Source organism: Hyphomonas sp. (assembly GCF_017792385.1).
GTDB lineage: Bacteria > Pseudomonadota > Alphaproteobacteria > Caulobacterales > Hyphomonadaceae > Hyphomonas.
This window is the reverse complement of sequence record NZ_CP051230.1, coordinates 233,429-251,286: the sequence shown is the minus strand read 5'-3', so window position 1 is coordinate 251,286 and position 17,858 is coordinate 233,429. Positions and strand designations below refer to the sequence as shown.

Annotated in this window: 16 protein-coding genes; 10 read left to right on the top strand and 6 right to left on the bottom strand. The window is 61.9% G+C overall.

Going from position 1 to position 17,858, the window contains the following annotated elements:
• Positions 1 to 89: 89 nt before the first annotated feature.
• On the bottom strand, positions 90 to 752 hold the full coding sequence (locus HF955_RS01200) for a zinc ribbon domain-containing protein (RefSeq protein ID WP_291077200.1): 663 nt from the start codon (positions 750 to 752) through the stop codon (positions 90 to 92).
• A gap of 43 nt (positions 753 to 795) precedes the next feature.
• Positions 796 to 1,404 carry a superoxide dismutase gene (locus HF955_RS01195; protein WP_291077199.1) on the bottom strand — a complete coding sequence of 203 codons (609 nt, stop codon included), beginning with the start codon at positions 1,402 to 1,404 and terminating at the stop codon, positions 796 to 798.
• 65 nt (positions 1,405 to 1,469) lie between these two features.
• Between HF955_RS01195 and HF955_RS01190 the strand changes: the two genes are divergently transcribed.
• Both HF955_RS01190 and HF955_RS01185 read left to right on the top strand, forming a co-directional pair.
• On the top strand, positions 1,470 to 2,117 hold the full coding sequence (locus tag HF955_RS01190) for a squalene/phytoene synthase family protein (protein WP_291077198.1): 648 nt from the start codon (positions 1,470 to 1,472) through the stop codon (positions 2,115 to 2,117).
• A 94-nt stretch (positions 2,118 to 2,211) separates the two neighbouring features.
• The gene (locus HF955_RS01185; protein WP_291077197.1) at positions 2,212 to 2,949 is read left to right on the top strand and encodes a glutaredoxin family protein; all 738 of its coding nucleotides are present in this window, start codon (positions 2,212 to 2,214) and stop codon (positions 2,947 to 2,949) included.
• A gap of 3 nt (positions 2,950 to 2,952) precedes the next feature.
• On the opposite strand, the gene HF955_RS01180 is transcribed toward HF955_RS01185, so the two are convergent.
• Together HF955_RS01180 and trmFO are read right to left on the bottom strand one after the other, a co-directional pair.
• Positions 2,953 to 3,708 (bottom strand): 7-carboxy-7-deazaguanine synthase QueE, encoded by a 756-nt coding sequence (locus tag HF955_RS01180; protein WP_291077196.1) that lies wholly within the window; start codon positions 3,706 to 3,708, stop codon positions 2,953 to 2,955.
• Between the two features lie 2 nt (positions 3,709 to 3,710).
• Positions 3,711 to 5,114: a methylenetetrahydrofolate--tRNA-(uracil(54)-C(5))-methyltransferase (FADH(2)-oxidizing) TrmFO gene (trmFO, locus tag HF955_RS01175; protein WP_291077195.1), complete on the bottom strand. Its 1,404-nt coding sequence runs from the start codon at positions 5,112 to 5,114 to the stop codon at positions 3,711 to 3,713.
• A gap of 95 nt (positions 5,115 to 5,209) precedes the next feature.
• Between trmFO and HF955_RS01170 the strand changes: the two genes are divergently transcribed.
• The 3 genes from HF955_RS01170 to HF955_RS01160 all read left to right on the top strand — a co-directional run bounded on the left by HF955_RS01170 (position 5,210) and on the right by HF955_RS01160 (position 8,028).
• A complete protein-coding gene (locus HF955_RS01170) occupies positions 5,210 to 6,013 on the top strand; it encodes a hypothetical protein (protein WP_291077194.1) in 804 nt (267 codons plus the stop codon).
• Positions 6,014 to 6,078: 65 nt separating this feature from the next.
• Positions 6,079 to 7,062 (top strand): hypothetical protein, encoded by a 984-nt coding sequence (locus tag HF955_RS01165; RefSeq protein WP_291077193.1) that lies wholly within the window; start codon positions 6,079 to 6,081, stop codon positions 7,060 to 7,062.
• A gap of 15 nt (positions 7,063 to 7,077) precedes the next feature.
• A complete protein-coding gene (locus tag HF955_RS01160) occupies positions 7,078 to 8,028 on the top strand; it encodes a hypothetical protein (RefSeq protein ID WP_291077192.1) in 951 nt (316 codons plus the stop codon).
• Positions 8,029 to 8,040: 12 nt separating this feature from the next.
• Here the strand turns inward: HF955_RS01160 and uvrA are convergent, their stop codons facing one another.
• The gene (gene uvrA / locus HF955_RS01155; RefSeq protein ID WP_291077191.1) at positions 8,041 to 11,118 is read right to left on the bottom strand and encodes an excinuclease ABC subunit UvrA; all 3,078 of its coding nucleotides are present in this window, start codon (positions 11,116 to 11,118) and stop codon (positions 8,041 to 8,043) included.
• Between the two features lie 243 nt (positions 11,119 to 11,361).
• On the opposite strand from uvrA, the gene ssb reads away from it, so the two are divergent.
• The 5 genes from ssb to queA all read left to right on the top strand — a co-directional run bounded on the left by ssb (position 11,362) and on the right by queA (position 17,298).
• The gene (ssb, locus tag HF955_RS01150; protein WP_027836719.1) at positions 11,362 to 11,841 is read left to right on the top strand and encodes a single-stranded DNA-binding protein; all 480 of its coding nucleotides are present in this window, start codon (positions 11,362 to 11,364) and stop codon (positions 11,839 to 11,841) included.
• Between the two features lie 143 nt (positions 11,842 to 11,984).
• Positions 11,985 to 14,777 carry a DNA gyrase subunit A gene (gyrA, locus tag HF955_RS01145; RefSeq protein WP_291077190.1) on the top strand — a complete coding sequence of 931 codons (2,793 nt, stop codon included), beginning with the start codon at positions 11,985 to 11,987 and terminating at the stop codon, positions 14,775 to 14,777.
• A 47-nt stretch (positions 14,778 to 14,824) separates the two neighbouring features.
• A complete protein-coding gene (gene coaD, locus HF955_RS01140) occupies positions 14,825 to 15,322 on the top strand; it encodes a pantetheine-phosphate adenylyltransferase (protein ID WP_027836718.1) in 498 nt (165 codons plus the stop codon).
• Positions 15,319 to 16,215, top strand: a complete 897-nt coding sequence (locus tag HF955_RS01135) for a peptidylprolyl isomerase (RefSeq protein ID WP_291077189.1) — start codon at positions 15,319 to 15,321, stop codon at positions 16,213 to 16,215. The genes coaD and HF955_RS01135 overlap by 4 nt, the downstream gene beginning before the upstream one ends.
• 27 nt (positions 16,216 to 16,242) lie before the next feature.
• A complete protein-coding gene (queA, locus tag HF955_RS01130; protein ID WP_291077188.1) occupies positions 16,243 to 17,298 on the top strand; it encodes a tRNA preQ1(34) S-adenosylmethionine ribosyltransferase-isomerase QueA in 1,056 nt (351 codons plus the stop codon).
• Positions 17,299 to 17,438: 140 nt separating this feature from the next.
• Here the strand turns inward: queA and HF955_RS01125 are convergent, their stop codons facing one another.
• On the bottom strand, positions 17,439 to 17,834 hold the full coding sequence (locus HF955_RS01125) for a hypothetical protein (protein WP_291077187.1): 396 nt from the start codon (positions 17,832 to 17,834) through the stop codon (positions 17,439 to 17,441).
• Between the last annotated feature and the right edge of the window lie 24 nt (positions 17,835 to 17,858).

Here is a 17,858-nt window from a genome sequence, read left to right as displayed (position 1 = left end):
TCCATTGCCCGGAGCGTCGTGTTGCGCTGCACATAAGCGAAATTGTGGATAAATGGAAGGGGGCGTGCCCAGCCCGTCCCGTGGCCGGGTCAATCGCGATAGCGTTTCACATCCTCGATCAGGTCCTGCAACACGCGTTTCGACCGGCCCCAGTCGAAGGATTGCCCCGGAACGGTGATCGTCGCCTTCATCATCGTGCCTTCAGGGCGGCGCTCCAGCGTGATGATCATGTTGCCTTCCCAGGACCATATCGAAGATGCCATCCGGGAATTCAGGATGCATCCGTCCCCGGCTTCGGAGATATCGACGAGGGGCTGGCTGCGGCTGGCGAGAGAACAGAGTACGGCGGCCAGCGTCTCGCCGAACGTGTTGCGAAAGCCCTGCGACAGTTCGCGGTCCATCTTCAGGCCCAGCCTGGAATAGAGCGGCAGGGCGATATCCTTGATGGCGGCCAGCGGAATGCCGCCGGCCCCGGCCGCGGCCATGAGGGGCTCGGCATATTTGAAGAATTGTTCGGCGGTCATCCCTTGCGGCGTGGCGCCGGTCACCCGGACAATCCGGGCGCGCACATCGGGGTGATTGAGGATTTCCCCCACATTCATCGAATTGCGCCAGTCGACGGCGGGATCAATGGTCTGAGGCGGAATGGATGGCGGCGTGTCGCCGACGGGCATTTGTGGTGCGGCGGTGCCGCAATGGGCGCAGAAACGGTGTCCGTCTCCCAGCGCCTGGCCGCAATTGGTGCAATACATGGGCGGTCCCCTCGTCCATATGGCGAGGGGACCATAGCCCGAATCAGGCGCCCGCGTCAGCGAGATTCTGGTTCACGAAATCCCAATTGATGAGGTTTTCGATGAAAGCGTCCATATAGTTCGGACGGCTGTTCTGATAGTCGAGATAGTAGGCGTGTTCCCAGACGTCCATGGTCAGGACCGGGGTGGCGCCCATATCGGTCACCGGGGTTTCAGCGTTCGGCGTCTTGGTGATGGACAGTTTGCCATCCTTGTAGACCAGCCAGGCCCAGCCGGAGCCGAACTGGCCGCCGCCAGCTGCCTTGAAATCCTTCACGAACTGGTCGTAGCCGCCGAGGTCTCGGTCGATCAGCTCAGCCACCTTGCCATGCGGCTTGCCGCCGCCGCCCGGCTTCATGCAGTGCCAGTAGAAGGTGTGGTTCCAGACCTGGGCGGCATTGTTGAAGAGGCCGGCCTTGCCGCTGTCGGCAGCGGCGGTCTTGATGATGGATTCCAGCGACTCGTTCTCGAGGTCTGTGCCTTCGATGAGGCCGTTGAGGTTGTTGACATAGGCGGCGTGGTGCTTGCCGTGGTGAAAGTTCAAGGTCTCCTCGGAGATGTGCGGCGCCAGGGCGTCGCGTCCATAAGGGAGATCAGGGAGGGAAAATGCCATTTTGGGCGTCCTTTCTTGCAGCAAAGTATCTGGCCTAATTACGCGTCTTCCCACATATGGGTTTCATGTCAAACCAGACCAGCCCTCTTTCCAAATCTCAATGGGCCGCGATCGACAAGCGGATCCTGCGGGCGGACGAGGATCGCTGGATTTCCAGCCGCTATGCCAGCCCGGCGGAGCGGCAGGCCCTGACCGCCCTGTATGCGCTGGCCTATGAACTGGCGCGGGTGCGTCTGGTCGTCAGCGAGGAAGGCCTCGGCCTGATCCGGTTCCAGTGGTGGCGGGATGCCGTTTCCGAGATCGAGGCGGGCAAGGTACGCGAGCATGACGTCGCCCGGGCGCTGAAGGACGTAGTCGGGGCAGGTCGGCTCAAGACCGGCGCACTACACAAGCTGATCGATGGCTATCAGGCCGCGTTCGAAGCCCAGGACCGGTCTCTGGAGCCGGAGGGGTGGCTCGCTCTGACGGCGGCGCATGTGCTGGCCCCGATCCATGACTGGGCCGAGGAAATCCGCGAGGTCGCGCCCTATTTCGCGGCGGCCCGCCGATCGGACTCGAAAGCCTATGGCCCGATCCTGCCGCCGGCGCCGAAGCCGATCCGGCCCGCCATCGCCCATTTTCGCCTTCGCAAGCTGTATATCGAGGGCAAGACACCGAATGCCGTCCAGAAACGGCTGAGCGTGCTGCAGGCGATAAGAAGCGGGAAAGTGTGACGGGCATGAAACGCCGGGCGGGTTGACCCGTTACCCTCTTCATACAGGATTGGAATGTGAGTCTCATCCGATCCGTCCTGAGAGGAGACCGGCCATGTCATCGAAACCTGTTGCCACGCTGTATCGCATGAAAACAGATACCCATGTCTGTCCGTTTGGTCTGAAGAGCCGCGCCTTGCTGAACCGCAAGGGGTATGATGTCGAGGATCATTTGCTGACCAGCCGGGAAGAGACGGACGCGTTCAAGCAGGCGCATGACGTCAAGACGACGCCCCAGACCTTCATCGATGGCAAAAGGATCGGCGGATATGATGATCTGAAGGCGTTTGTCGGTCAGGCGGCCAAGGATCCGGACGCCAAGACCTACACGCCCGTAATCGCCATTTTCGCGTCTGCCGCCCTGATGGCGCTGGCAACGAGCTGGGCGGCATCTGGAACACTGATTACTGTGCGAGCGCTGGAATGGTTCATCGCGATCAGCATGTGTGTTCTGGCGATCCAGAAAATGCGGGACCTTGAGAGCTTTTCGAATTCGTTTCTCGGATATGACCTGCTTGCCCGCAAATGGGTGCGATACGCCTATATCTATCCGTTTGCAGAACTGTTTGCAGGCGTTCTGATGATTGCCGGTGCCCTCACGCTGATTGCGGCACCGGTGGCGCTGTTCATCGGGGTGGTCGGCGCTGTATCTGTGTTCCGGGCCGTTTACATTGAGAAGCGGGATCTGAAATGCGCCTGTGTCGGCGGAAACAGCAACGTGCCGCTGGGCTTTGTGTCACTGACGGAAAACCTGATGATGATCGCCATGGCCATCTGGATGCTGGCGAAATAGCGCCTAGGTCCCGCGGGTGTCTCCATACAGGTGAATGTGAAGCCGGTCGGTGAAATTGTAGCCGGCCTTCAGGCAGGCCTCGGCGAGCCAGGGTTCGCGCGCGTGCAGTTCCTGCGGGCTGCGGCCTTCCGGCATGAGCCAGACGCGTGAGGCCGGCATCCCGCAATCGGACACGAGTGCCTCGACTTCGGCGAGATCGGCAGGGTCGGCGACGACAATCTTGAGATTGGCGCGCGGATCGGCAGCATAGAAGCGGAGCGCATCGGGCTTCAGCCGCAGCGCTGTGGCATTGCCGGAATGGGCGAGTTTCGGTGAAACGTTGAACTGGTCGATCAGATCCGCTGCCAGGCCGAGCGGTTTGATCGTGCCATTGGTCTCGATCTCGATGTGAAAGCCCGGGTCAGCAAATTTCAGGCGCTGGACGAGGTCGCCCAACTCCCTTTGCTGCAGCAGAGGTTCGCCGCCAGTGAAGATGATGCGGCGGCAGGGCTGGCTGACCAGACGGTCTGCAAGGGCCTCAACGGTCAGGTCGATGGTTTCCAGTGCGCGGTCGAACTTGCGGGGGGCGTCCGGTGCGTCATCGCGATGCGGAAACTCCGTTCCCTGAAAATTCCAGGTATAGGCCGTGTCGCACCAGATGCAGTGGAGGTTGCACTGGGACAGCCGGACAAACACGCTGGGCTTGCCGCACGATACGCCCTCGCCCTGCAGCGAATGAAAGATTTCGGGCACGCCGGGTTCGGTGACGGCGAGGCGCATGACTATTCCGCCGGAACCGGGTGTGTGGCGGCGAGCCAGGCATCGAAATCGTTCAAAGCACGAGCGGCCTGGGCGCGTTTCTTCGCGCGGCCCTTGTCCTTGCCGCGCAGGCGTTTGCCATCCGGTCCGTGTTTCGGGAAGTCGGTGATGTCCGGGAACAGGCCGAAATTGACATTCATCGGCTGGAAGGTTGCCTTGCCTTCAAGATGCCCGCCGGTGATGTGGCGGATCAGGGAGCCGAGCGCGGTCGTCTCGGGCGGAGGCGTCAATGGCCGGCCAAGACGCTCGGCGGCCGCGAACCGCCCGGCCAGCAAACCCATGCCGGCACTTTCGACATAGCCTTCCACGCCAGTGACCTGACCGGCGAAGCGCAGGCGCGGAAGCGACTTCATGCGAAGCTGCTCATCCAGCAGCTTCGGCGAATTCAGGAATGTATTGCGGTGGATGCCACCCAGACGCGCGAACTCTGCCTTTTGCAGGCCCGGGATCATTCGGAAGATGTCGGTCTGTGCGCCGTATTTCAGCTTGGTCTGGAAGCCGACCATGTTCCACAGCGTGCCGTGTGCATTGTCCTGGCGCAGCTGGACGATGGCGTGAGCCTTGATGTCCGGCTGGTGCGGATTGGTCAGGCCGACCGGCTTCATCGGACCGAACCGCAATGTCTCGCGCCCCCGCTCGGCCATGACCTCAATGGGCAGACAGCCCTCGAAAAAGGGTGTGTTCTTTTCCCATTCCCGGAATTCGGTCTTTTCGCCGGAGATCAGCGCATCGATGAAGGCGTTGTACTGGTCTTCGTCCAACGGGCAGTTGATATAGGCGGCGGTATCGCCCCCCGGTCCGGGCTTGTCATACCGGCTCTGGCGCCAGGCTTTGGTCATGTCGATCGAGTCGAAATAGACGATCGGGGCAATCGCGTCGAAAAAGGCAAGATCGTCTTCGCCGGTATGGGCGTGGATGGCTTCAGCCAGTTTCAGCGAGGTGAGCGGTCCGGTGGCGACAATGACACTGTCCCAGTCTTCGGGCGGGATGCCGTCGATCTCTTCGCGTACGATGGTGACGTTCGGATGGGCTTCCAGTTTCGCCGTGACGGCTTCGGCAAAGCCTTCCCGGTCCACGGCCAGGGCACTGCCCGCGGGGACCTGATGGTCATGCGCGGTGTGGATGATCAGGCCGTTCGCGCGGCGCATTTCCTCATGCAGCACGCCCACCGCATTGGATTCATGGTCATCCGACCGGAAGGAATTCGAACAGACGAGTTCGGCCAGCTTGTCGGTCTGGTGGGCGTCGGTGCCCTTCACGCCCCGCATTTCATGCAGAATGACGGGCACGCCGGCATTTGCGGCTTGCCAGGCGGCTTCGGATCCGGCCATGCCGCCGCCGATAATATGAATGGGTTTGATGCTCATGGGCGGGATGTGCGGGGCCAGGGCGGCGCCGTCAAGATGGCGGTTGCCGTCATTCCCCGTGGCGAGGGCGCGACGGGACGTGTAAGGAGTCGGGCATGACTCGCGAACTTTCCATTCCCGGCCTTGTTGCCGAGGCCTGGTCACTGGCCGCAAGGGCTGCGCGGCCGAGCCTCGTCCTGATGCTGGCCCTGATCACGGCCGGCGGGATCTACACCTTCGCCATCGGGCCCGGTTCTGCAATCGGGGATGCAGCGCCGGCCATTGCGGCGCTGGTGGTCTTCGTGGTGGGGATCGAATTCTCCCTCGTCTGCTATCGGGCGATGCTGGAGACCCGAAAGGGAGACCGGCTTCGCCTCGCCCATGCGAATCTGGCGATCTATGTCGCCTTCCTGTTTGTCGGCGTGTTTGTCGGCTTCTTCCTTCTGATCCTGCCCGGTATCCTGCTGAAAGCATCCGGGCGGGCCGATCTCGACGCCGAAACCCCGCCGGAACAGGTTCAGGCGGCGCTGATCGACATGTTGCCGACGGCCTATGGCGCGGTGCTGATCCTGGCCTGTCTGGCCGGTGCGGCTGTGCTGGTCTTCATGGCCTTGCGCCTGTTGCTGGCGGGTGCGGCGACCGTCGCGACCGGTGAAACCATGGTTTTTCGCACTTGGCCCTGGACCAAGGGGCACGCCCTGAAGCTTGGCGTGGCGGGCCTGGCCACGCATCTGGCGCCATTCACGCTGGCTGTTCTGGTCAATTGGGGACTCAGGGATGTATGGGGCACCAGCGCTGTGGGGGCCTTCCTGTCCGGCGCGGTGGGCATGGCCCTGCTGGTGCCGTTCCTGCTGTCCGGGCATGGGCTGGCCGTGGCGGCGCTGTCCCGCCTGCAGCCGGCGACCGAAACCAGCGAATGATTGCGCCTGTCACAAAAATCGCCCTATCCTGAAAACCGGGTAATGTTTCAGGAGGGGTTCGCCGCATGCCAAGCCGGTTTTCATTCGACGGTGCCTTGATGTTCGCGTTCCGCGCAACCCATGTGCGGAGCTTTCCATGGATCTTTTCAGCGGCCTTTGCGGGCGCCTTCACCGCGTTCTTCCTGATTCTCATGTTCCTGGCCCGCGGGGATCTGGCGGAAGTGATGACCCTGTTCGAGGCGCTTGAGCGATCCGGCCTCGACGAGGACGATCTGGGGGCCGTGTTCGGGGCCATGCTCGGGACGCTGGAGCCCCTGATCGGCTGGGCCATGATCGCCATTGTCGGAAGCTGGATCTTGTGGGCCATGTTCGAAGCGGCCTCGCAGCGCCGCTATGTGCGGGATGAGCCGTTTTACCTCGGATTCGGCGGCGACGAGTTGCGCATGATGGGGGTGGGCCTGTGCTGGGCCGCGTTGCAGGCCCTGTTCTATGCTTTGCCCGGGCTCATCATGTTTGGTGCGGTGTCCGACATGATCGGCATGATCGAATCGGGCGCATCGGAAGATGACATTGCGCGGAGCTTGATCGGGCCGATCTTCGGCGGGTTGGGACTGGGTCTGCTCTTTTTCCTGGTCTATGTCTTCTTCGCGACGCGTCTGGCGCCGAGTTTCGCGCTGACGATCAAGGACCGGCAATTCCGCTTTCTGGATGCCTGGAATGTGTCGCGCGGCCGGTTCTGGCCGATCCTTGGCGCCTATGTGATCATCTTCATCGTGAGCAGCATCGTGATCAGCATTGTCGAACAGGTTCTCGACATTGGCCTGACGGCCGTGATGGCCTCCGGCATGGGCAACGCGGATTCAGCAGAGGAGCTTCTCGATGTGCTCTTCAGCGGCGGGGTCATTGTGGCGCTGGCCATCTATTTCCTGATCCGGTTTTTCCTGTCCGGCATGATGATGCATGTGGCGGGTGGTCCGGCGGCCTTTGCGGCCCGGCACGATCCCCGTGGCGGCGTCGATGACGCGCTGCAGGCCGACATATTCAGTTAGCGGGAGGACAAGCTGATGAACGCACTGGAATTTTCATTCGGGAATGCGGTGGGGCATTTCCAGAAGACCGGAGGGCCAAAGGGCTTCCTCTGGAAATTCGCGCTGACCTATGCGCTGTTTGCCATCATCGTCCAGGGGCTGAGCCTGTACCTGATGGCTCCCATTTATGCTGCGGCGTTTAATCCCATCGTGATGGAAGATCCCGACATGATGGACCAGATCATGCTGGAGAATATGGGGCGGGTACTTCTTGGATACCTCGTCTCGTTCGTGTTCGGCATCCTGATGTGGATCCTGTTCGAGGCGGCCAGCCAGCGGCGCTACATGCGCGCCGACGGGTTCAGCCTGAAGCTTGGCGGCGATGAGGGGCGGCTGTTGGTGGTAGGCCTGTTCTGGCTCGGCCTCGTGATTGCGCTCTACATCGCCTTTGCCGTGATCATGCTGGTACTGGTCGCTCTGGTCGGGGCCATGTCCGCTATAGGGGGCGGAGACGGGATGATGATTATTGCATCCCTGCTCACCTTCGTTCTGGTCGTCGCGCTCAGCCTTGTCGCCATTTGGGTCTGTGTGCGGTTCTCGCCGGCTGCGGCATTGACCATCCGCGATCGCAAGATCCGGTTTGGCAGCGCCTGGCGCGTCACGAAGGGGCGGGTCTGGACGCTGATCGGCAGCTGGCTCGTGCTGGGCCTGATCATGATGGCGATCCTGATTGCGCTCTACATCGTGTTTGCCGTCCTGGCCGTCTTGTCCCTGATGCCGGCCATCCAGAGCGGAGCGGACGACCCGGCAGAGATCATGGCCGCTTTCGCATCGCCGACTTTCCTCATTCCGGCGATCCTGTTCGGCCTGGTCTACATGATGCTGGCCGGCGGGATGATGCATGTCTTTGGTGGCCCGGCTGCGCTGGCAGCCAGAACCGATCCGGGCTGGGCGGATGAAAGCGCCATGAACGAAACGTTCGGCTAGGGGCGCAGCGCTCTATTTTGCAGGGCTCGGCGTGCGGGATTTCCGCGTCGCCGGGCCCTTTGCCTTTGCAGTTCCGGCTTTTGCCTTCGGCTTGGCGGCCGTCTTTGCCTTTGGTTTGGCCGGGGTGGCGGCCTTTGGCTTTGCGGCAGCTTTCTTCGGCCTGGCCTTTGCGGCCGGCTTGGCCTTGGCGGTGTCAGCGGCGCGCAGGCGCTTGTTGCGGGCGGCGCGTCGCTCATCCTGCCGGCGGAAGGTTTCAGCGAGGTGCTTGCCGGTCCAGCTGCGCTCGCTGGCCGCAATGTCTTCCGGCGTGCCGGAGGCCACCAGTTCACCGCCGCCATCGCCGCCTTCCGGGCCGAGATCCAGAACCCAGTCGGCAGTCTTCACGACATCCAGATTATGCTCGATGACCACAACCGTATTGCCGGTATCGACGAGCGAGTGGAGCACTTCGAGCAGCTTGCGGACGTCCTCGAAATGGAGGCCGGTCGTCGGCTCATCCAGAATGTAGAGCGTCTTGCCGGTCGCCCGCTTGGAAAGTTCCTTGGCGAGTTTCACGCGCTGGGCCTCACCGCCCGACAGGGTGGTTGCCTGCTGGCCGACCTTCACATAGCCAAGCCCGACCTGGTTCAGCGTATCCAGCTTGGAGGCGATGGCGGGCACGGCCGAAAAGAATTTCGCGGCGTCCTCGACCGTCATGTCCAGCACGTCGGCGATGGACTTGCCCTTGAACAGGACTTCCAGCGTTTCGCGATTGTAGCGTTTGCCCTTGCAGGTTTCGCACGTGACATACACGTCCGGCAGGAAGTGCATCTCGATCTTGATGACACCATCCCCCTGGCAAGCCTCACAGCGGCCGCCCTTCACGTTGAAGCTGAACCGACCGGGGGCATAGCCGCGCGCCTTGGCTTCCGGCAGACCGGCAAACCAGTCGCGGATCGGACCGAAGGCGCCCGTATAGGTGGCCGGGTTCGAACGCGGTGTGCGGCCGATCGGGCTCTGGTCAATGTCGATGACCTTGTCGAGGTGCTGCAGCCCTTCCAGGCTCTCATAAGGCTGCGGCGGACTGGACGCGCCATTCAGCTTTCGGGCCAGCGCCTTGTAGAGCGTTTCGATGATGAGCGTCGACTTGCCGCCGCCGGAGACGCCGGTGATACAGGTGAAGCTGCCGAGCGGGATGGTGGCGGTGACATTCTTCAGATTGTTCCCGGTCGCGCCCTTCAGCGTCACCTTGCGCTTGGCTTTCTCGACCGGACGGCGCTTCGGGATCGGGATCTCCTTTGTGCCATTCAGGTAGTCAGCCGTCAGACTCTTCTCGTCGGCCATGACCTCTTCGGGCGTGCCCTGGGCGATGATCTGGCCGCCATGCACACCGGCTGCCGGGCCCATGTCGATCACATGGTCCGCGGTCAGGATGGCGTCCTCGTCATGCTCGACGACGATCACGGAGTTTCCGAGATCTCGCAGCCGCTTGAGCGTTTCAAGGAGCCGGTCATTGTCGCGCTGGTGCAGGCCGATACTCGGCTCATCAAGCACGTAGAGCACGCCGGTCAGGCCGGAGCCAATCTGGCTGGCCAGGCGGATGCGTTGGCTTTCGCCGCCGGACAATGTGCCGGAGGCGCGGCTGAGCGTGAGATATTCAAGGCCGACATCGTTGAGGAAGTCGAGCCGGTCATTGATTTCCTTCAGGATGCGGCCGGCAATCTCGTTCTGCTGTTTCGTCAGGCTCTTGTGCACACCCGCGAACCAGTCATGCGCCTGCTTGATCGAGAAGACGGATGCGTCGGAAATGTCTAGGCTGTTGATCTTCACGGCCAGGGCTTCCGGCTTCAGGCGCTTGCCGCCACAGGACGGGCAGGGCGCGGCAGCCTGGAATTTGGCGATCTCGTCGCGCACCCATTGGCTGTCGGTCTCGCGATAGCGGCGCTCCAGGTTCGGGATGACGCCTTCGAACGTCTTCTTCACCTCATAGCGGCGCATGCCGTCATCATAGACGAAGTTGACTTCTTCCTCGCCCGTTCCGAACAGGATGATCTGGTGAATGTCTTCAGGCAGCTTGTTCCAGGGCTTCTTGAGATCGAACCGGTAATGAGCTGACAGGGCCTGCAGTGTCTGGGTCTGGTAGGGAGAGGTGGATTTGGCCCAGGGCGCGATGGCGCCGTTCAGCAGGTCAAGATCCTTGTCCGGAACAACCAGACCGACATCGACCTTCAGCTGTTCGCCAAGACCGTCACAGGTCGGGCAGGCCCCGAAGGGATTGTTGAAGGAGAACAGGCGCGGCTCGATTTCTGGAATGGTGAAGCCGGAAACCGGACAGGCAAAATTGGCGCTGTAGGTAATGCGCTTCGGTTCGCTCTCGCCCTCTTCCAGATCGGCATATTCGGCGATTGCAATTCCATTGGCGAGGCCGAGCGCCGTTTCGAAACTTTCGGCCAGGCGCTGTTCCATGCCGTCGCGCACGACGATCCGGTCCACCACGACGTCAATGTCGTGCTTGAACTTCTTGTCGAGCTTGGGCGGGTTTTCCAGCTCGTGGAAGTCGCCATCCACTTTCACGCGCTGATAGCCATTCTTCAGGAGTTCGGCGAATTCCTTGCGATACTCCCCTTTCCGGCCACGGACGATGGGCGCGAGCAGGTAAAGCCGTGTGCCTTCCGGCAAATCCATTGTGCGGTCGACCATCTGGCTGACGGTCTGGCTTTCAATCGGCAGGCCGGTGGCGGGAGAATAGGGAATGCCGACGCGCGCCCAGAGCAGGCGCATATAGTCGTAGATTTCGGTGACGGTGCCGACGGTGGAACGCGGATTGCGGCTGGTCGTCTTCTGTTCAATGGAAATGGCGGGCGAAAGGCCTTCAATGCTTTCCACATCCGGCTTCTGCATCAGTTCGAGGAACTGGCGGGCATAGGCCGACAGGCTTTCGACATAGCGGCGCTGGCCTTCGGCATAGATCGTGTCGAACGCCAGCGAGGACTTGCCCGAGCCGGACAGGCCGGTCATCACGACCAGCTCGCCGCGGGGGATGTCCACGTCGACATTCTTCAGATTGTGTTCCTTGGCGCCGCGCACGCGGATGAAGGGGGACTCGGCCATTTCAGGAGCTCTCAGGCTGGGACTGTGTCTGTTTCGAACGCGAAACAGGCTCAATTGTTGCTAGGTCCTATGTGTGCCCTGAGTCCAGCTTGACGACAAGAACAAAATGTGAACATACAGCTGGCGCTGCTTTTTCATGCCGAAGGCGGGGGAATTCTCATCGCGACGGGCGACACGCCGCCTCGGGAAGAGTAAAAGCAGATTCGAATCGAAAGCGAAACAGATCGGAGCGGAGTTGGAACCATGGCAGGATCAGTGAACAAGGTCATTCTTGTCGGCAATGTCGGACAGGACCCGGAGGTCCGCCAGTTCCAGAATGGTGGCCAGGTCGCCAGTTTCTCGCTGGCCACATCGGAGACCTGGAAGGACCGCAATACCGGCGAGCGCAAGGAAAAGACCGAATGGCACCGCATCTCGGTGTTCAGCGAGGGGCTGGTCCGCGTGGTGCAGAGCTACGTCAAGAAGGGCTCCAAACTCTATATCGAAGGCCAGCTTGAAACCCGGAAGTGGCAGGACAAGGACGGCCAGGACCGGTACACGACCGAAGTCGTATTGCGGGGCTTCAATTCCACCCTGACCATGCTGGACAGCCGCAATGAGGGCGGTGGCCGCTCGATGGGCAATGATTTTGGCGGATACCAGGGCCAGAGCGGCGGCGCGCGCCAGATGAGCGGCCCGCAGGAGAGCTTCAGCCAGGACCTGGATGACGAGATCCCGTTCTAGGATGCGGAACCGGCGTTTTCGCCCGTAATTACTGCTATTTCGGCCCTGTCGCATTTGTTTCAAAGGCGACAGGGTGCTAGACATGTTCCTGTATCGGAACAGGTGATTCCCGCCGGTTTCACCCTAGCCAGGACGAATTCTCCATGAGCGACGAAACGACTCCGCCGGACGAGCCGGAAACGCCGGAAAATGGCAGTGGGGGCGCCGCGCCCCTGCCGGATGGCATCGAGCCGATTTCCATCGAATCCGAGCTGAAAAGCTCGTATCTCGACTATGCGATGAGCGTCATCGTCAGCCGTGCGCTGCCGGATGTGCGCGACGGCCTGAAACCGGTGCATCGCCGCATTCTCTACGCCATGGATGTGGGCGGCAACACGCCGAGCAAGCCGTACAAGAAATCCGCCAACATCGTTGGTGCCGTGATGGGTAATTATCACCCGCATGGCGACTCCGCGATCTATGATGCGCTGGTGCGCATGGCGCAGCCCTTCTCGATGGGTGTGACGCTGGTCGACGGCCAGGGCAATTTCGGCTCGATCGACAACGATCCTCCGGCCGCCATGCGTTACACCGAAAGCCGCATGACGAAGGAGGCGACCTATCTGCTCGCCGACATCGACAAGGATACGGTCGACTTTCAGGACAATTATGACGGGTCCCAGCAGGAACCCGTCGTGCTGCCGGCGCAATTCCCGAACCTTCTGGTCAATGGCGCTGGCGGTATCGCCGTCGGCATGGCGACCAATATCCCGCCGCACAATCTGGGCGAGGTGATCGACGCGACCCTGGCCGTGATCGACGATCCGACGCTGGACGAGGATGCGCTTCTGGAAATCGTGCCGGGGCCGGATTTCCCGACCGGCGGCCTGATCATGGGCATGTCCGGTAGCCGCAAGGCCCTGACCACCGGACGCGGCAGCGTCATCATGCGCGCCAAGACAGATATCGAGGAAGCCAAGAATGGCCGCCAGGCCATTATCGTCACCGAGATCCCGTATCAGGTGAACAAGGCGGCCATGATCACGAAGATCGCGGAACTGGTGCGTGAGAAGCGGATCGAGGGCATTGCCGATCTGCGTGACGAATCCGACCGGAACGGCATTCGTGTCGTGATCGAGCTGAAGAAGGACGCCAGCGCCGAAGTCGTGCTAAACCAGCTTTACCGCTTCAGCCAGATGCAGACCAGCTTTGGCGTGAACATGCTGGCGCTGAATGGGGGCCGGCCCGAGCTGATGAACCTCCGCAAGGTGCTCGATTGCTTCGTCACCTTCCGCCAGGAAGTCGTGGTCCGCCGCACCAAGCATGAACTGAACAAGGCCCGCGACCGGGCGCACGTCCTTGTCGGCCTGGCCATGGCCGTGGCGAACATCGACGAAGTGATCCGTATCATCCGCTATTCGCCGGACCCGAATTCCGCTCGCGAGGCCCTGCTGGAGAAAGCCTGGCCGATCATGGACATGGGACCCTTGCTGGACCTGATCGCCGACCGCCGGACCCGCAAGGGCGATGGCGACACGATCTATCTGTCCGATGAACAGGCCCGCGCGATCCTGGCATTGCAGCTCTCGCGCCTGACCGGCCTTGGCCGCGATGAAATCGGCAATGAGGCCAAGGGCCTGTCGGAAAAGATCGAGGATTTCCTGGACATCCTGCGCTCGCGCCAGCGCGTGCTGGACATCATCAAGGGCGAACTGTCCGAGGTGAAGGAAAAGTTCGCCGTGCCGCGCCGCTCCGAATTCGCCTTTGGCGGCGTCGACATGGAAGACGAGGACCTGATCGAGGTCGAGGACATGGTCGTTACCGTGACGCATGGCGGCTACGTCAAGCGCACGCCGCTTTCGACCTATCGGACCCAGCATCGCGGCGGCAAGGGCCGTTCGGGCATGAGTATGAAGGACGAGGATTTCGTCGTGAAAGTGTTCTCTGCCACGACGCATACCGAAGTCCTGTTCTTCTCGTCGGCCGGCATGGTCTACAAGGAGAAGGTGTGGCGCCTGCCAATGGGCGGACCGAATTCGCGCGGCAAGGCGCTGGTCAACATCTTCCCGCTGGCTGCCGACGAGCGGATCGAAAGCGTCATGCCGCTGCCTGAGGACGACGAGTCCCGCAATGAGCTGGACGTGATGTTTGCGACGCGGTCCGGTACGGTTCGCCGCAACAAGCTGTCGGATTTCATTCGCGTGAACCGCAATGGCAAGATTGCGATGAAGCTGGACGAAGGCGACGGCATCATTTCCGTGAAGATCTGCTCCGAGAAGGACGACATCCTGCTGACCACGGCGCTTGGCCAGTGCATCCGCTTTGCCGTGCCGGATGTGCGGGTATTTGCGGGCCGGAACTCCACCGGCGTGCGGGGCATCCGCCTGGCCGACGGAGACGAAGTCATTTCCATGGGCATCCTGCGCCACATGGATGTGACGTCCGAAGAGGCCCGCGCCTATCTGAAGCACGCCGCTGCCATGCGCCGTGCAGCGACGGGTGAGGAAGAGGAAATCTCCGAGGATGAGGGCGAGGAAACGGTCGCCGAAGCCGCTCTCAGCGCCGAACGCATTGCCGAGCTGGGCGCTGCGGAAGAGTTCATCCTGACAATCGCCGACGATGGCATGGGCAAGCGCTCGTCCGCCTATGACTACCGGGTCACCGGGCGCGGCGGCAAAGGCCTTGTCGCCCAGAACATCTGGGGCCGTGACAAGAAGCAGGGGCCGGTCAAGAAAGTGGCCCAGTCCTTCACCGTCGATGATGGCGATCAGGTCATGCTGGTGACCGATGCCGGCCAGCTGATCCGCACGCCGGTCGACCAGATCCGGATTGCCGGCCGGTCCACCGGCGGCGTCTGGGTGCTTCGCACGGCCGATGATGAGCGCGTCGTTTCTGTTGCACGGCTTGTGGAAGACGCTGAAACCGCTATGGATGGTGCCGAAGACGCGGGCGAGTAGATCCCGCGCCCCAGTATCGGACCTCAAAAGGCGGGGAGGACAGGCTTTTGCATCGTGTTGGACTATATCCGGGAACTTTCGACCCGCCGACAAACGGCCATCTGGACATTATCGGCCGGGCCCGGAAACTGGTCGATACGCTCATTATCGGCGTGGCGGTCAATGAAGCGAAAAAGCCGCTCTTTGCCCTGCAGGACCGGGTCGACATGGTGCGCTCCGAATGCGCCAAGCTGAACGGGCCGGGCCTTGCCGAGATCAAGGTCATGCCGATGCATGGGCTGCTCATGAAATTCGCCGAGGCCTGTGAGGCGCACATCATCGTGCGCGGCCTGCGCGCCGTGCAGGATTTCGAGTACGAGTTCCAGATGACGGCGATGAATGAACAACTGAATCCCGACATTGAAACCGTATTCCTGATGGCTGATGTTAGGCATCAGGCGGTGGCCTCCCGGCTCGTGAAGGAGATTGCGAGCCTGGGCGGCGACATCACGCCGTTTGTAACGCCTGAGGTCAAACGGGCCCTTCTGGAGAAGTACCAAAAATGAAGTTCGCCGCTTTCGCGCTCGCCGCTTCCGCCCTCGCCCTGACAGCAACGGCAGATACCACAGACAGCGCAGCGCCAGCGGACGAGACAGCCGTGACGCACACGGTCGAGCAGGCCAAGGCAGACCCTGCGCAGTGGCGTGCGGTCGATCCGGAGCAGCTGTTCATCTTCGAGACCAGCAAGGGCCGCATCCTGATCGAGGCCTTTCCGGAAATCGCGCCGAAACATGTGGCGCAATTCTCCGAAATCATCCGGTCCGGCAAGTATGACGGGACAAAGTTTCACCGCGTCATCAAAGGCTTCATGGCTCAGGGCGGGGACATTTTCGCCATGAATGGCGAAGGGTCCGGACTGCCGAACATCGAAGCGGAATTCACCTACCGCCGGAACCCGGACGAGATGCCGCTCGATTACGCCATTGGCGACCGGGATCTGGCCGAAGGCGGCTTCATCAAGGGATTCCCGATGGCCACGCGCCCGCTCTGGCTGGCCCAGGACCTTGGCAATGAGACAATCGAAAGCTGGATCCCGCACTGCCCTGGCGTCGTGTCGACGGCGCGCCTTGGCGATGATGTGAATTCGGCGAACTCGCAATTCTTCCTCATGCGCGGCTATGCCGAGCACCTCGACAAGCAATACACGGCCTGGGGCCGCGTGATTGAGGGGCAGGATGTTGTCATGTCGATCAAGAAGGGACCGGACGGCACTGATGGTGTGGTGCGCGATCCCGATACGCTGGTTTCTGCGAAAGTGGCTGCTGACCTGCCTGCGGCCGAACGTCCGGCTGCCTGGGTCATGCGTACGGATACCGACGCGTTCGCTGCCACCATCGAGGATGACGGCATTCCGCATGTCTGCAGCCTGCCGCCCGTACCTGCGGTTGTGGAGAACTGAGCCCGCATCCGAAGGGGCCCCGTTCCGATGGACCTTTCCGTTTTCCAGTTTGACCTGCCGGAGCAATTGATTGCGCTGCGCCCGGCCGAGCCGCAGGATTCTGCGCGCCTTCTGGTGGTCCATGGTGATGGGCGGCTGGAGGATGCCGGCGTCCGTGACTTGCCGCGCTATCTGTCGGCTGGCGATGTCATGGTGTTCAACGACACGCGGGTTCTGCCGGCGGCCCTGAAGGGCGTGCGCCCGGCCCGCGATGCCGTGGGGCAGGATGTTGCCTGTGACGTGAACCTGACCGAGCGCGTCGACGCGCATACCTGGCGGGCGCTCGCCAGGCCGGGGCGTCGCCTGAAGGTGGGTGACACGATCCTCTTTGCCGAAGGCTTTTCAGCGGACATTACCGGTCGTCCCAAGGGGGGGGAAATCGAATTGCGCTTTTCGCGTGGCGGTGCAGACTTGACGGCAGCGCTGGACGCGCACGGGGCAATGCCCCTGCCGCCCTATATCGCCCGCCGGCGGCCTGCGGATGCAAAAGACCGCGACACCTATCAGACCGGATTTGCCGGAGAGGATGCCGCCTCTGTTGCCGCGCCAACTGCCGGGCTGCACTTCACGCCGCGCCTGCTGGCCGAGGTCGACGCGGCTGGAATCCGGCAAGAGCGAGTGCGTCTGCATGTCGGCCTTGGCACCTTCAAGCCGCTGGAAGCCGAGCAGCTGGCGGCCAACCGCCTTCATGAGGAATGGCGCCGGCTGACGCCCGAAGTGGCGGCTCGGCTGAATGCCGCGCGCTCAGACGGGCACCGGGTCGTGCCGGTCGGCACCACGGCCATGCGAACGCTGGAAAGCTGTGTGGACACGGAGGGGGTGCTTCAGCCAGCCACCGGGCCGACAGATATCTTCCTGAAGCCGGGCGATGCCGTACGGGCCACGGACGCATTGGTGACGAATTTTCACTTGCCCGGTTCCAGCCTGTTCATGCTGGTCTGTGCACTGATGGGAACAGATGTGATGCAGGCCGCCTATGCGCATGCCATTGCAAACGAATACCGGTTCTATTCCTATGGGGATGCGTGCCTGTTGCTGCCTTGACCGGTCGTTTCTTCGAGCGAAGCTGGTTTTCCGGCATTCTGCCCGGCTGTCGGCGGTTTGTGCCGGTGAGTGGAACGAGGTGAGGTCGCAAAAGAACCCCGCCTTTTGACGGGGTCCTTCTTCAATGATCCTGAATGTGGTTAGCGGATTTTCACGGTTGCCCGTGCGCCGCGCGGTTCGAAGCGTCTGCCGTTCTCGCGATAGCAGAAGGTCGTGTCATGGCGCACGCGCTCCCCGTCTTCCCACGTATACTGGAAGGACTCGTAACAATCATACCCTTGATAGCGGGCGTTCCAGCGTTGGGTACGGCGCACTTCATGGCGCGTATGCCAATGGCCGGACTCGTAGCCATCATAAACATAGGTCGTGTGCGTGTGGCGGGGCGCCGGGTCTGACGTACGCACGCCGACCCCGACATCCACATCGGTTTCCACACCGACTCCCACGCCGAGCTGGGCGTGCGCAGGGATGGCTGCGAGTGCTGTTGCCAGACCGAGGGCTCCGGTTGCCGCAGCAAGTTTCAATGACGTCATCATGGTCAGCTCCTTTATGGCTTGCCG